Raw genomic sequence first — 14,089 nt, 5'->3', positions numbered from 1 at the left:
AGTCGAGCCAGCCTTAGGCCGCGACCGGCTTCTTTTGATGTCCGCGGTTCGCGATGAAGTAATGGCAGTTCTCCACCAGACCCGGCATGAAATCATAGCTCCGGAACGTATGGGCCATGAGATAAAGGAAGAGCCGGCTGAGAACAAAATGATAGACGGAATGATCAAAGGTCCGGCGCCACTGCTCGGCCTCAAAGGTGCGACCCGTGACTTTTTCCAGCTCCTGACGGTGCTGTTCAATAAAGCTTTCGATCAGCTGTGGATCCGTCGTCGGCGTTGTCGTATAGACCAGGAACTCGGCCAGATCCCGCGTGGGATGATGCAAGGTTGCCAGCTCCCAGTCATAGAAGCAGACGGTGAACCCATCCGGCCCTTCACGAAGCGCCATGTTCCGCGGATTGCAGTCGTTATGAACAAGCGTCCGCGGCTGCTTCTCAAGACTCCCCCACCATTCTCCGATCGAATTGATGAGACCCGAGAAGCATTCGACAACCTCGGGCCGCATGATTTCAGGAAATTCCTGAACCGCATGATTCAACTGAGCCTTGAACAGATCCACCTGCTCCAGCATCGATTGGGTGTTATGAATGTGCCCCAGCCAGGAGTGATCCTTGCTTTGAGCCAGGCGCTCGAACCAATACCCATGCGAATGAGCCATCCCCTCGACCACAGCGGAAATCTTCTCCTGATTCCAGAATTCAGGCTGCGTGCTGGTCATGTGGGTATGAGCATTCCGCAGGTTTTCCATGATGATCACAAAGATTTCCCGACTCTCATCACGAACCGTCGCATGGATGCGCGGTACATACCGGGTGAAGCGGGGATCCTTTTCGTTGTAGATCGCCAGTTCCTTGATATGGCAGTTGCGGGCCTCGTTTTTATACTTATGCGATTCGTAAAGTGAGCCCAGCTCCTTGCCGCACATGCCGGCCATCTTGTTGGCCAGAAGGATCACCTCGGCATCGATGGGCTTGGACTTCACGACGACGTCCAGGTCCTGCCTGCCCTGCTTCAATTGGAAGGGGAAAATGCCAATGAGCTTGGTATGGCCGCGTGCTGTGAGCTCACCGACGATGGAATCGGAGATTTCAAGATCCGGCAGGCGCACGACGTCCTTGATCTTAAGATCAGGGGTACCACTCCAGGCCCGCATGGCTGTTTCAAAAAACTCCTGATTCAAATCCGACTCTTTCAGATAGGTCACCGGACGGTTGCGGCCCAAACGCTCATGCGCTTTGACAAAGGCCCCGTTGACCAGCGCGGAGGCCGTGGACAGGTCCAGCGCCAGGCAATAGCCGGCAATGATTTCGGCCAGCCGGGACGCCTTATTCGGGCCCGAGCAGCCCATCAGTTTCAGATAATCCGACTGCTGCGGCAGCCCTGATCCACCACCCACCGTGCCGACGATCAGCGCCGGCAAATGCATGGTGGCGTACACGCCGCCTTCCGTTTTTTCGATATGCAGGGTGGCCAGCGAGGATTCATGGACACAGGCGATATCCTGACCCGTCGCTACAAAAATCGCCGCGATGGTGTTCGCGACGTTGACGTTGGCTCCAATGGCCCCGGCCTGAGCCATGGCGGCAAGGCCCGAGGTGAAGTATCGCACAAGGTCGTCTGACGAGACCTTCATGATTGACCGGAGCTTCTCCTCTTCGATAAAGGCCTCGGCAATCACCCGGATGCCGCGTCCATCGAGGAAGGATTTGAAATTCACTTTCTTGTCGCTGCTCATGCCTGCTTCGATGAAGAAATTCTCCACAGCGATATGCGGGAAATGTTGAATCTGATTCAACGCCCACTGACAGGCATGCCAGGTGGCAGCCGTGGTCATATTCTGGCCTGCGGCATCACCCGTTGCATAGATAAAGCTCGCATGCACAAAGCGTCCGGTTAAGGTCACATCGATATCAATGATGCGGGCATGTTTGGAGACTTTGGTGACGACCTGCTGCAGCTCATCCATATGCTCCTTGAGCCAGTCCCCAAAAAATATCGCGGCATCCAGGGAATTCATGGCAAACATCGGCACCCGATTCATGCGCTGACTGATCGTTCGCGTGGCCACACCACCGGATTCTGAAAGCAGCTGGGCCCCACGACTGGCGGAGGCGACCAGGGCTCCTTCGGATGTGGCGAAAGGCGCATAAATATAGCCTTGCGCGGTGCCTCCATTGAACAGAAGCGGACCCGCGAGGCCCACCGGAATTTCCACCCCACCGACGTGATTTTCAATATTGCCCGACAGACGCTGGGCCACCAGCTGGGAATTCCGCAAGGTGGGAAGGCTTTGGCCCACGATGTTTTCGATGAATTCGAGGCGTTTGAGCCGGGCATCCTCGGTATAAACGCCCTTTTCCGGAACGCGCAGCGTGGCCGCCAAGGTCACATCCGCTGGTTTTTTCTTTTCACCGGGAACGACGGGATTCACGATCGCATAGATGATGCGCCAGACCATGGCTCGGCTTTTTTCATCATCCAGAAGAGCGCGAATCCGGGTCTTCTTATCCGCGTAGGTCAGTTCCTGAACCTCGATCACCACCAGACGGATATCATGGATCTCTCCGGTTACATCCACCAGCTTCGCCACCTGGCTGGCTTTGAGGGCATCCAGCTGACTCTTATCCGCCGCGACCTGGGACGCGGCACGCAGGCCACTCTTGGAAAGATCCTCGATCACAAACTCATAACTCTGTCCTTCCAGGGTGAAGGTCAGGGTCAGCCTGGCTTTTTCACCAGGCGCCACTCGGGTTTGCTTGCGTCGATCCACGATACTAGCCAATGGAGTGCCTCCTGGTGATGCTATCCGCCACTCATGGTGCGGGATAGAAGGATGTATTGATGCTCCCAAATCGTCTCACCATGCCGGGCGTAGGACTCGCTGGCAAGACCCTTAAAGACAAGCGCAGAAATGTAGCAATCGGCCAGTCCCGCGGCGATTTCCTTGGCAATCCCATGAAAGAGGGCATTGCTGATGCCCTGCTTGCGCCAGGCAGGATCGGTCGTGACGGTTTTATAGACGAGCTGATTGTCCTCGATAAAGCCGAGAGCATAGGCAATGATCTTCTGCTTGTCATTGGTGGCGAGCAACAGACAGGAAGGCTTGTCGCTCTTGCCCGCCAGGTAAAGGCTCGCAAAGGCTTCAAAGCTGATCGGAGAAAACAAATAGTTCCCGGCAAAGCCGGCCAGGCTCAGTTCATGAATCTCGCGGAATTGAGCCGGCGTCATCTGGTCCGGATAGGCCCGGGTGATGGTGATACCGTTGCCAGTGACCTTGGCCAGATCCGCGGCGGTCTCACTCATGAATTTCTGCAAACCGCGCGTGCATATGCTGGTATAATGCGCATCACTCTCAAATTGATGCGCTTCTAGAAACTTTTGCAGCTGCGGCTGCCGCACGGGTTCCCAGGGATAGGCCCGATGGTCGTCATCCACGCGCAGGCGATAGTTGAACCAGGTCAGACCATTGATGGGACCGACCAGCTTTCGAGCCGCGTGCTTATCCCCGAAGGCCCGCAGCAGGGCTTCAAAGGCAGGACGTGGGCCAGCAAAGAATTCAGGCGTGTCGCTGGCCATAAAACCAATGGAATAAATGCCGCTTTTCCTATCCACCGGACAGAATAGGCAGCGATAGCGCGGAAGACCTTCGTCCATGACCAGTCCCAGGGTAGCGCCGATCGTCAGCAGATAACGAACCAAATCCCGTTCATGCTCCTCACTCTGGCGCGTGGGATCAAAGGCTCCGAGTCGGAACCACTGTTCATAGGGCGTGCCCGTTTCATGAAACAGAATGTACGAGGATTTATGCAAGCTCTTACCCATCCAGCCTACGACTGTGTCTTTCTCATTCTACCATGACCTGAAGCGGCAGGATTTGCCCACCAGCTCCTCTCATATTTCGGCACCAGCTGCCGAAATCCTAGGCGTTCACTTCATTCTTCAGGATCGTAACGATGTTTAAAATCGCTCATCCTTTCCCAAGGACCCTTCGAACGGAACAGGGCTTTTCCCTGGTCTCGGTCATGATCATCATGGGCATTGTGCTGGTGGCCGTGCTCCTGATCACCCAGTCGCGCGTAAATCAACAGAGTGCCCAAAAAACGATACGACTCAAACAATCCTACCAGGATGTGAACCAGGCTCTGATCAATGATCTCGTCAGCCAGATTCATGACACCATCACGGCAGGCGCGCCCTGCATCAACCTGAGCGGGATCAACAACGCGGCCCCCGCGTATGTTTATGCCAGAACCATTCCCACCGGACCTGGCTGGCCTGCGCTGCACCGCGAGGCGCAAAAGCGCTGCTCCAGACCGCGTCTGCCGCGCAACGGGAACAACCCCAGCGATAACAAGGCCTACTTCTGCGTCCGCCTCGGCAAGGATCAAGGGGCCCCAACGGATTCCATTCTTCACGCCGATCTTGCTTTTGCTGAAGTCGCCCTGGAACTCATCGACCTGCAAACTCAAAAGCCCATTTCCTGCGCAACCTATGTGGCCAGGAAATCCGATCCCAAGGATGGAGCGGCAGGCATGGCGGTCACCATGGGCCTTTACTGGCAGGCCAAGGTTGGTGCGCGTCTGTCCTACTCGCAAAAAGCCTTGAGCTACATCGCCAACCAGAACTAAGCACAGGAGAGTCGGCCATGGCTCGCAAACGTATTAACTCATCCCAACGACGGAAGCAAAGAATTCCCACCTCCTATGGAGTGCTCGGTGTTCTCACCCTCGCCATCATCCTCATGCTGGTCCGCGGGAACAACAAGCCCGAGAGCATGAGTCTGTCGGCGGAAGTTCCCGTATCGAACGCCAGGGATGCTTCAGCTTCCATGGTGTCCAGCCAGCCGTCGTCCGTTGACGTGCGTCAGTACCAGGAGGAACTCAATCGCCAGCGCGCGCAGTCCGCCCAGGCCCGCGAGCTGGGTCTCAAGACCCTGCCCCTGAAGCCTCGGGGTGATACGATCAGCATTCCCCTGTCCTTCGTCCCCCAAAAGATCTGGTGTCAGGGTGGTGACCTCGACACCATCAAATACGCCACCAAAAATGATCGAGCCAAGGACCTCCTCATTACCCTGGAAGGCATCGATCGGGGCGGAAAAAATCCTTTTGTGCGAACCAGCCTGCAGCAGCTCACCCAGGGTGCGAATTACACCTTCACGCTACCCAGGCCCAGCGAAGCCACCGCCTATGGCCTTTATATCTGCAGCGACAGCCAAAAGGAAAACAGCTGTCAGCGGAAAAACCTGCAAACCCACGCGAGCCTCAGTGAACAACTCGCCGAAAATCCTGATGCAGCCCGTGCCGCGGATCGCATCTTTTTCTTTCAGAACCTCGTGATCGACGGCAGCCGTGTCGAAGCCTGGCGCACGGACGACTTCAGTCATGAATTCCAGAGATCCATCAGCAACCATCTGCTCAAAAAAGGCCTGAGTGCCTCGGAAGTGCAAACAGCCTGGAAGACGAGCAGCACCTTGAAGTCGGCTCCGATTGCGATTCGCAAGGACCGGATCGTTCTGAGCCTGCCCTACAATGATCCGCGCTGTCTTCAGAAGCGGGTCCACTAACGGTGCAGCGAGAACCGCTTGCGCTGGCGCGAGACCTCCAGCTTCCCATCCTTCTCATCGATGGCAAAGAGCAGCCAATCCACCGAGGCTCCGGCGGTTCTGCGGTGCGGCTGCAGGTACTGGGCGCAGGTCAGATTCCGGCCGGTCTTCTGGTCCTGCAACTGAATCGAGACCTCAGCAAAAATAAACGGAGTCTGCAGGAAGCTGCCCTGCGGTGCCTTGAGATCGCGTTCCACCTGAAGACAGAAATGAAAGCGTCCACCCGTGCCCAGCACGGATAGGGAGCAGCGGCTCAAAGCGGATCCCGCAAAACTGTTTGCGGCCATGGGACCTTGAAAAAGGTCATTCCAGGCCTTGGCCGACAGCCCCTCAGGCGGGGACGCCCGCGCCTGCCCCAGGCTGCCCGTATAAGGACGCAGATAATGATGCGATTGAAAAAATTCAGAGGGATTGGCACAGGGCACCCGGGTGCGAACCAGCTTGGTGCGGATCAGATTGCTCAGGGCCTCCTGCAAGGCCTCTGGAAGCGATATTTCAAGGCCTGGAGTGTCGGCGGCCAACCGCCTTTGCGAGGGATAGCTCACAATCAAAACGACGACCGCAGCCAGGACAACGCCCAAAAGCACGCTGACCCGGGTAAAACCTTTCTCGGTTTGGCTCGTTTGATTCTGTTCCATGAAAGCAACTATCGGCAGGAAGCATGGGCAGACGTGGTATCCGTGATTTGTTCAATCTTGGGAGGGTTCTGCGGCGATGTTTACCGCGCGTAAGGTCCGGCTTAGGCCACATTCTCCCGCGGCACGACCTTCGGCGCTTCCTGCTCCTGCTCCTTCTCCTTGATGCCCAACTGCTCCTTGATAATCTTGGCAGCCATCGGACGGTGCAGAAGGAAGCCCTGGATCAGCTCGATGCCCATGTCCTTGAGCACAGACGCCTCTTCCCAGGTTTCCACGCCTTCAGCCAGGATCGTGGTATTCAGAATCTTCGCCGCTGTGACCAGACCGCGTACATAGGCCTGCTTCACGGGATCCTTGTCGATCTCCTGAATCATGCCGCGATCGAATTTGATCACATCCGGGCGAATTTTAATGATGCGTTCCAGTGAGGAATAACCTTTGCCAAAGTCATCCGCCGCAATACCCATATGATGCCGTTCCAAATGATCACGGGACTTCAGCATCAAATCGAGGTTATTGATGGCTTCCGATTCCGAGACTTCGAACATGCAGTTCGGAACACTCTCGAAATGGAGTTTCAAGCGATCAATATAATAAAGGCTCCGCGGCAGGATATTGACCATCAGCGTGCCGGGCAGCTGCGCCGCCTGCTTCGCAGCCTGTTTCATACAGGCCTGGTCCAGCTCCAACGCCACATTCGTATACTTGGCCAGAGAGAAGAGCACATCCGGTCGCAGGTATTTCGAATCAATGCCGCTATCGAAGCTGTTATGGCTGGCGACGGCATCCTGATTCACGCGAATCAGCGATTCAAACCCGAAGATATGCTGTTTCAGGGGCGCGATGCTTTTCAGCTCGGCCGCTTTTTTCACCGTTTCATGGTCGATGCTCTGCAGATGGAACACTGCCTGGTAATGCGCGGTCAGCAGATCATCCGACTGAATCAGGGTCTGCATCAGCTCACGCTGCCGTTCGCGGCCACGCTTCAGCTGAGCCTGAGCCATTTGCTTGCTGGCTTCGAGTCCCGTATCGAGAATCTCATGGACATCAATACAGGGGTTGTTCAGCACCCCGAAGAAACCCACGCCCAGCAGCGGAATGCTTTGCACGCAATCGGGTATGCGCCGTTGATTGCGGGGTGCAAACAGTTCCTGCCACATGGCGTTGTTGATGGCATTGGTCAGGCGATCGGCCACCTTTTCCAGAGCACCGGGATAAGGCAGACCACCCGTTTCACGGGACCGATTCATAAAAATGAGATAGGAATTGCTGGTCGCCGATCGACGGCACAGCACATCGCTTTCCCGAATGCAGCCCTGCACACCCCAAAGGGTGAACAGAACATCATGAAGAACGCGCTTCATTTTATTGTAAACATCGATACCGTAATCGACTGAGATCTTGTTGAATCCGGAGGCATCCAGAGTCAGGATACCGAGCCCGCCGAAATTCTTCAGCATGCTGATGGGAATTTGCGGGTTATAAAATGGGATGACCGTGCTCCGCGCCTTCAGCCCTTCGGTTGGGCCACCCGAGAAAAAACTGGCGGTGGACAGGATTTCATCATACTGATCTTTGGTAAGAATGGTCACATGATCGGTGAAGTTATCCCCTTCACGGATCTGGCTTTCCTCTTCAAAGCGTTTGTCTCGAATCACGAGCACGGAGACCCGTCGACCCAGGGCATTGAAGATATCGAGATTGGCTTCACGGGGAATCCCGGGAGCCTCGTCGTCAGCAATGACTGCGGTGACGTCAGGGTGGTAGCATTCGCGCAGGAAGTTGGGATCGCTCAGCTGAATTGATTTTGCTTTCACTCCGCGCTGGGCAAGATCTGCGTTGAGCTTCTTTGCGAGGTCAGTATGTTTCGTCGCAATCAGAATCATCTAACGACTTCCATAGCAGTTCATAGGGGACGCCGAGCTAAGCCAATCAATTCCTCTATCGGACCATGTTTTGAAAAGTTGAGGCATAAACCCTCTTTCCCCAGGAATATAAAAAGACCTGTCATTTTCGTTGAGAAAGCCGGGAGGAAGGCTGGACTTCGGTTTTTGCTGACTGCATATTAGCTGCTTGGTAAGAATTGGGCCGTTCGATAGGGAGGGGATATGAAGGTTGAAGCTTCGACATTTGTTAGAAAATTGCGGCAGGATGCGAGGAATCTCGGCAGGGTTCTGGCTTTACCGGAAAGTACGGACCCGCGCGTACTGGAAGCCGCATGGCAGCTTCTCAGTTATGGTGCCGCCCGTTGCATTCAACTCTTTGGTGAACCGGAACAAATTTTAGAAATCGCCAAAAAGAATGGCATAGCTCTGCACAGCTATCGACAGGCTCTGCGCTGGTCCCAGCCTTCTGATGCGACTCTCATTCAAAATACCCGGGAGCATTTTGCAGCCCGTGCTGCGGCCCGCGGCAAACCACTTCCTGCTCATGAATTGGACGCCTTGGCTCAGGGCCCTCTGGAACAGGCAGCCTTCCTGCTCGCCACCGATCAGGTGGATGCTGTGGTGGCCGGTTGCGTGGCCACCACTGCAGATGTGATCCGTGCCGCCTTGCGCGGTGTTGGTCTTTCGCCAGGCAACCGCACCGTGAGTGGATCCTTTGCCATGGTGCGGGAACGCCCCGACGAACCGAAGCAGCATTTCATGTTTGCCGATTGCGGTGTGGTGATTGATCCCACACCGGATCAGCTGGTGGACATCGCGAGTGCAACCGTGACGACCCACCGGGCGCTGTTTCCCCAGGAAACGCCGGTGGTCGCCTTTCTGTCCTTTTCAACCAAAGGCTCCGCTCAGCACCCGCATGCGGAAAAAATGATTCAGGCGGCCAAGGCGTTTCAGGCCCGGTTCCCTGATGTGGACAGCGACGGTGAATTGCAATTCGATGCGGCCATCGTCCCTTCGGTGGGCGAACGCAAAGCTCCCGGCAGCCGCGCCGCCGGCCGTGCGAACTGTTTCATTTTCCCGGATTTGGACGCCGGGAATATCGCCTACAAGATCGCCCAAAGGCTCGGCGGATTTGATGCCTATGGCCCTGTTCTGCAGGGAATAGCCAAACCTTTCAACGATCTGTCCCGCGGGGCCAGCGCCTATGAAATCGCGGCATCCGGCCTGATCGCAATGCTCCGCGCCAAGGGCTGAATTTCCCAAATCATTCCAGGGCGGCTTGAGACGGAGCGCGGGTATTCCGATAAAGAGGATTGGTTTCGGAGCCGCCTTACGGAAGGACGCCCCATGTTGGTCCGAAGACTTGCCATCCTGCTTTGCTGCACCGGTCTCGCCGCCTGCGAGCCATCGGCTTTGCGTGGCCAGGCACAAAAGTCCAACACGGTATCCAACGACGCCAAGGATGAAAATGATGCTGATGATGAGAAGGTGGATCCGCCCAACAATATCAGCGGCGCCTATCTGCACTGCGTGACTGAGAAGGAGCCCACGGAAAGCACACCCGAGGCTCTGGTCGGTTGTCGATTCGATGATGCTGCGGGCAACCGCGTGCCGGCCGCGTCGCTGGCTGCCAGCGTAACCTACACCTATAAAGCTCTGAATGACCCTGAAATTCAGGTTTATGCGAAACCGCTCGTGAATGACGCCCGCTACGACGCGGTCTATCTTTTCTTCGGCCCGAATCGCACGACGCTGTTAAACGCAGTGCAGAATACACAGGTCCTTGTCCAGTTGAAAACCACAGTGGCCACTGGAAGCGATCTCTTGCTGGGTGATCAGATTCGCGACATCAGCCGCGATAAGAATACGATTCCGGAAGCTCCGAACAACGACTACAATCAGATACGTGATGACATTCTGATCGAAGCCCAGCAGGGTCAGGTGACCCCGCCTTTGCCTTGAGGTCAGGCCTCTTGAAAGGCCTCGCTGGTTCATGCTGATAACGGAACTGATTCTATAAAGGCCTCGCTGGTTCATGCTGACAACGGAACAGATTCTACTTCTATTTTTTTCGACGATCCTTCTCATTGGCCTGAGCCTTTACCTCTGGCTCAGAACGCCGCCTCCACTGGAGCGTCTGCCGCCTCGTGCGCAGGTTCCGCCGGTCAAACTTCCCTCGGTCACGCTCAAATGGATGGACGATGTTCCCTTTCATGAGAGCGCACAATTCATCAATCAACCCGAGGAATGGCGCCGGCGCATGCTGAAGGTCGGACAGACTTTGAATGCAGCCGGTGTCAAACAGATTTATTTTTTGCATGGCACCTTCACCGGTTCGGATCCCTTCAACGTGCTGCCGCCGTTCAAAAGCCTGATGCCGCAGCTCGCCCAGCAATGGGAACAGATGATCGAAAGCAAAATGAAACGGGCCGTCGACATCCTTGCGCGCGACATCGGCAACTTTTCCAACGATTACGTGCAGCTCGTTGAGGACGCCACGGGGAAACGGATACCCTGCCATACCCTGCACTGGTCCTCGGCCAATCACCATTGGGGGCGCCTGCAGGGAGCGCTTCGCCTGATCGAGGATCTCCATCAGCGGTTTCCAAATGGTCCCGAAGGGCGCATCCTGCTGATTGGCCACAGTCATGCGCGTCAGGTTTTCGCCCTATTTACCCAACTGCTCACGGATAGCACTTTGGGCCAGGACCTCTGGAAAGTGATCGAGGACGAGCAGCTCGGGACCACGGACCTGCCTCTCATCGCCCGCCAGCTCTCGCACGGGCACTATGATTTCGTCACGCTGGGAGGGCCTCTGCGCTATCCCCTGGCGATGACCGATCGCATGCGGTTTCTGCACCTCGTCAACCATCGGGGCAAAGGCGAACTGGCGGAAAATATGCTCAATCTTTGGACGACCGCCGGCGGTGACTACGTCCAGCAGTGGGGTTGCCACGGCTCCGATACCCTCGCGACGACCCATAAGGAACGCGTGATCAATCGCAAACTCGACGCGCTCCTCGGAAAGGGCATCGACACGCGGGTTTGGGTCCATACTGTCGCTACCAGATTAAGAGTAGGTGATGTTGGACAAACGCTTCTTATTGATTATGGAGATCAGGGAGGCTTTCGAATCAACTGTCTACCCACCGTTTTCGGTCACGGCATCTATACACGTGGTCGTGTCATGCTTTTTAATATGGAATTAATCTGTCGTTATTTTTACGAATAAGAACCGGGTATACACTGTCAGAGAGAAGGTCGGAGGGCAGCGTGAGGTTCTGCCCTTCAGAAGAATTGGGGGGACCTTATAAAGGCCGTTAAGGATGGCAACCGTTGACAGAAGCTCTCGCCTCAAGGCGCCCAGCCGCCGATAGCAGCTGAACAAATCAACGGGGGGAGAACGATAGTCCCATGACGCGAGTTTCGCGGCTGGCATCATGGCGGCGGTCCAGGTGGCTTAAGACTCACCACTTGACCACACAGGTTCGGCCCGATATAAGGAGTACGATATGCTACTACCTTACAGTTACCCCAGTTTTCGCTGTTCTTTTGGGGTAACTCTTCCTCACCTACTACAAAAATCCAAACTCAACCCCATCCCCACATTTCTGCAAGGGCTGTTTATTTGGAGGTCTTTCGTAGCGTTGACTACCTGTTAGCGTTCTCCCAAACCAGCCGATTTTCGTCAATGAACTATGAATCCCTCGCGAACATTTTCGAGCGGGGTGAGCACATTCGGGGATGACAACCGCTCAGCTTAAGCACATTTCATTTGCAATGGTTCGGTGAATATGTTGTTCTTCTTAAAACATGATCGACAGTTTTCGCCTCTTTCGCACGTTCTCACGGCAGAGGATCCTGTCTTTTTTCGCTAGGAAGCGGTAGGGCATGGTAAACGAGCAAGCACTGCTGGCAGATCTGGTGGATGCAATCAACGCTTGGCTTTCGGGCAACAAGAGCCGAAGCCTTTCGAGCTTGTCGCGCCGCACAAACGTTGCTTATTCAACGATTCGACGGATCGCGCAGAACGAAAGCGTGCCGCATCCCTATACGGCGCTGGCCATTGCTGAGATCGTCATGACTGTCCCGCAACGTGTCGAGTTCCTCAAAAAGCATTTCCCAACCATCGGCAATTTGATGGAGGAATACTACAGCGGAGGCATGCGCCGCGACCCCAACGAGGAGTCCTTGCGCCGCTTCCTGCGTATGGAACCGCACAACCGCATCTTCAATATCGCAGCGACCCGTGCTGGCACGAATCGGAAAGCTGTCCTGCAGTTGGCCGGACAGATGGGCATTGATGCCGTGGAGGAGATGCTCGATGCCGGTCTGCTGATAGAGACAGTCGATGGTCGACTCAAGTACACCCACGACAGCTGGGCGCTCGGCAATGTCGATGATGCGCTCGACCAGATCCGTCATTCCATCGATCATTTTCACAAAAGCCTGGTGGGCACCGATGGTGCCAGTCTTATGCACGCAACCGGTGCGATCTCAAAAGAAATGGTCCCGCGCTTGAAAGAACTCGTTTTAAAGTTTATTAAAGACCTAAACGCCCTCAAAGACCTGCCAGAAGCGGAAGGGGGCATCCATTTCTTTTGTGATATGATGTACTCACTTTATGATAGACAAGAGTGGGATACGAAACAGGAGCTACTTGAATGAACAGGCTTATACTCGCGATTTTACTACTGTTTTCATCGCTCGGCGCTACGCAAAGCTGGGCTTCAGGATCGAACACAGTATTCCTTCCCGTGAAATCGCGTCAGTATTATATGGCGACCGCCTACCCTGAAAACATTGGCAACCCTCAGCTCCAGTCCTATGTCGAGCGAGTGGAAACACGTGTCTATATCGCACGCGTGAGTGAAAGCGTGTGGTCCACGACCGCTTATTATGCGGTCAGGGGTTACGATGTACGCCTTGATTTTGAAGGGCTTGAGTCCATCACGTTCCGCTATTATGCGAGCCTGGATGCCATGATCGGCTTCACATCCTATGACAATCCCGTCATACTCAGCTGCTCCAACTGAGGCCAGCATGCGGGTCCTCTTTGTCTGCCTTGGCAATATCTGCCGTTCTCCAGCTGCCGAAACGGTGCTGCGGGAGCGGCTTGAACGCGAAGGTCTGGCCGAGGCCGTGACAGTGGATTCGGCTGGAACGATCGACTATCATCTGGGTTCCGAACCGGATCCCAGAATGCGCAAGGCTTTGCGGGCACGCGGCTATACCCAATGGAGCCGCTGTCGTCTCGTTCAGCCTCAGGATTTTTTTGATTTTGATTTGATACTGGCCATGGATCAGCAGAATCTTCTGGATCTGAGGCGCCTCTGCCCGCGTCCCGAGCTGCTGGATAAGCTGAAGCTCGCCGCGAGCTACTGCACCCGCCATAACGTAACGATTATTCCGGACCCCTACTATGGGCAGGCGGCGGATTTTGAGCATGTGCTCGATCTGGCTGAAGACCTCAGCCAAAACCTGATTCAGGCCTTCAAGACCCAAACGCCGCTTACTTGAATGTTCCACCCTGAGCATCGCACATGCCGGCAGCCGCTCCCGAGCCGAAACCCACACCGTAATAGTGCTGGGTGCCAGGCGCCGGTTTTTGTGCCGTGGTCGGCAGCGAGCAGGTTCCGATCGTGCTGGCGGGACAGGCCGCCACCGCCCAGCTATAGCCCTCGTTGCTGCGCAGTTCACATTCGCTTCGGATCGCCGAGAGCGTGGTACCGCTCAGATCCTGATACTGCGTGCAAAGGGTCAGCTCCCCATCTTTTTTCACACTGCAGGAGAAGGTCGAAGCGTCGGCCGGGCTGGAACTTTTATCACTGTTATTGCAACTCGTCGTAAGCACCAGCAGAAAAATTGCGGAAAGGCGAATCATAAGCTTCATCGGGGGCCCCCTCAGGAAAAGATGAAAGTCCGGCCATAGAGGGAGTCTAGCATGCCGGGGCCCGGCAATT

The 14,089-nt window shown here is 55.4% G+C and carries 13 protein-coding genes; 8 read left to right on the top strand and 5 right to left on the bottom strand.

What is annotated here, in order from left to right:
- Positions 1-13: 13 nt before the first annotated feature.
- Together OLTU_RS06615 and OLTU_RS06610 are read right to left on the bottom strand one after the other, a co-directional pair.
- Positions 14-2,782, bottom strand: a complete 2,769-nt coding sequence (locus OLTU_RS06615) for a hydroxymethylglutaryl-coenzyme A reductase family protein (RefSeq protein ID WP_141731965.1) — start codon at positions 2,780-2,782, stop codon at positions 14-16.
- Between the two features lie 20 nt (positions 2,783-2,802).
- On the bottom strand, positions 2,803-3,822 hold the full coding sequence (locus OLTU_RS06610) for a GNAT family N-acetyltransferase (RefSeq protein WP_141731964.1): 1,020 nt from the start codon (positions 3,820-3,822) through the stop codon (positions 2,803-2,805).
- Positions 3,823-3,953: 131 nt separating this feature from the next.
- Between OLTU_RS06610 and OLTU_RS06605 the strand changes: the two genes are divergently transcribed.
- A complete protein-coding gene (locus tag OLTU_RS06605) occupies positions 3,954-4,628 on the top strand; it encodes a PulJ/GspJ family protein (protein WP_141731963.1) in 675 nt (224 codons plus the stop codon).
- A gap of 17 nt (positions 4,629-4,645) precedes the next feature.
- Entirely contained in the window at positions 4,646-5,563 is a 918-nt protein-coding gene (locus tag OLTU_RS06600; RefSeq protein WP_141731962.1) for a hypothetical protein, read from the top strand.
- Here the strand turns inward: OLTU_RS06600 and OLTU_RS06595 are convergent.
- Both OLTU_RS06595 and OLTU_RS06590 read right to left on the bottom strand, forming a co-directional pair.
- Positions 5,560-6,240, bottom strand: coding sequence for a hypothetical protein (locus tag OLTU_RS06595; protein WP_141731961.1), 681 nt, complete (start codon positions 6,238-6,240; stop codon positions 5,560-5,562). The genes OLTU_RS06600 and OLTU_RS06595 overlap by 4 nt on opposite strands.
- 101 nt (positions 6,241-6,341) lie before the next feature.
- Entirely contained in the window at positions 6,342-8,057 is a 1,716-nt protein-coding gene (locus tag OLTU_RS06590) for an EAL domain-containing protein (RefSeq protein ID WP_218109884.1), read from the bottom strand.
- A gap of 291 nt (positions 8,058-8,348) precedes the next feature.
- On the opposite strand from OLTU_RS06590, the gene OLTU_RS06585 reads away from it, so the two are divergent.
- The 6 genes from OLTU_RS06585 (at position 8,349) to OLTU_RS06560 (ending at position 13,646) form a co-directional block, all read left to right on the top strand.
- A complete protein-coding gene (locus OLTU_RS06585; RefSeq protein WP_141731959.1) occupies positions 8,349-9,380 on the top strand; it encodes a phosphate acyltransferase in 1,032 nt (343 codons plus the stop codon).
- A 93-nt stretch (positions 9,381-9,473) separates the two neighbouring features.
- The gene (locus OLTU_RS06580) at positions 9,474-10,088 is read left to right on the top strand and encodes a hypothetical protein (RefSeq protein WP_141731958.1); all 615 of its coding nucleotides are present in this window, start codon (positions 9,474-9,476) and stop codon (positions 10,086-10,088) included.
- A 73-nt stretch (positions 10,089-10,161) separates the two neighbouring features.
- A complete protein-coding gene (locus tag OLTU_RS06575; protein ID WP_141731957.1) occupies positions 10,162-11,358 on the top strand; it encodes a hypothetical protein in 1,197 nt (398 codons plus the stop codon).
- A 659-nt stretch (positions 11,359-12,017) separates the two neighbouring features.
- The gene (locus tag OLTU_RS06570) at positions 12,018-12,794 is read left to right on the top strand and encodes a hypothetical protein (protein WP_141731956.1); all 777 of its coding nucleotides are present in this window, start codon (positions 12,018-12,020) and stop codon (positions 12,792-12,794) included.
- Positions 12,791-13,162: a hypothetical protein gene (locus OLTU_RS06565; RefSeq protein ID WP_141731955.1), complete on the top strand. Its 372-nt coding sequence runs from the start codon at positions 12,791-12,793 to the stop codon at positions 13,160-13,162. Before OLTU_RS06570 ends, OLTU_RS06565 begins: the two co-directional genes overlap by 4 nt.
- Positions 13,128-13,646: a low molecular weight protein-tyrosine-phosphatase gene (locus OLTU_RS06560; RefSeq protein ID WP_218109883.1), complete on the top strand. Its 519-nt coding sequence runs from the start codon at positions 13,128-13,130 to the stop codon at positions 13,644-13,646. The genes OLTU_RS06565 and OLTU_RS06560 overlap by 35 nt, the downstream gene beginning before the upstream one ends.
- Here OLTU_RS06560 and OLTU_RS06555 read toward each other — a convergent pair.
- A complete protein-coding gene (locus tag OLTU_RS06555; RefSeq protein ID WP_141731953.1) occupies positions 13,639-14,019 on the bottom strand; it encodes a hypothetical protein in 381 nt (126 codons plus the stop codon). The genes OLTU_RS06560 and OLTU_RS06555 overlap by 8 nt on opposite strands.
- Positions 14,020-14,089: the final 70 nt, after the last annotated feature.

This window comes from Oligoflexus tunisiensis (genome assembly GCF_001748245.1).
GTDB lineage: Bacteria > Bdellovibrionota_B > Oligoflexia > Oligoflexales > Oligoflexaceae > Oligoflexus > Oligoflexus tunisiensis.
The sequence above is the reverse complement of the archived record's forward strand: the minus strand, read 5'-3'. Positions and strand labels throughout refer to the sequence as shown.

Excerpts from the sequence above, each read along its gene's own strand:
- OLTU_RS06585 (WP_141731959.1), top strand. The coding sequence starts at position 8,349 with ATGAAGGTTGAAGCTTCGACATTTGTTAGAAAATTGCGGCAGGATGCG.
- OLTU_RS06565 (WP_141731955.1), top strand. The coding sequence starts at position 12,791 with ATGAACAGGCTTATACTCGCGATTTTACTACTGTTTTCATCGCTCGGC.
- OLTU_RS06605 (WP_141731963.1), top strand. The coding sequence starts at position 3,954 with ATGTTTAAAATCGCTCATCCTTTCCCAAGGACCCTTCGAACGGAACAG.
- OLTU_RS06580 (WP_141731958.1), top strand. The coding sequence starts at position 9,474 with ATGTTGGTCCGAAGACTTGCCATCCTGCTTTGCTGCACCGGTCTCGCC.
- OLTU_RS06600 (WP_141731962.1), top strand. The coding sequence starts at position 4,646 with ATGGCTCGCAAACGTATTAACTCATCCCAACGACGGAAGCAAAGAATT.
- OLTU_RS06575 (WP_141731957.1), top strand. The coding sequence starts at position 10,162 with ATGCTGACAACGGAACAGATTCTACTTCTATTTTTTTCGACGATCCTT.
- OLTU_RS06610 (WP_141731964.1), bottom strand. The coding sequence starts at position 3,822 with ATGGGTAAGAGCTTGCATAAATCCTCGTACATTCTGTTTCATGAAACG.
- OLTU_RS06555 (WP_141731953.1), bottom strand. The coding sequence starts at position 14,019 with ATGAAGCTTATGATTCGCCTTTCCGCAATTTTTCTGCTGGTGCTTACG.
- OLTU_RS06560 (WP_218109883.1), top strand. The coding sequence starts at position 13,128 with ATGACAATCCCGTCATACTCAGCTGCTCCAACTGAGGCCAGCATGCGG.
- OLTU_RS06595 (WP_141731961.1), bottom strand. The coding sequence starts at position 6,240 with ATGGAACAGAATCAAACGAGCCAAACCGAGAAAGGTTTTACCCGGGTC.
- OLTU_RS06570 (WP_141731956.1), top strand. The coding sequence starts at position 12,018 with ATGGTAAACGAGCAAGCACTGCTGGCAGATCTGGTGGATGCAATCAAC.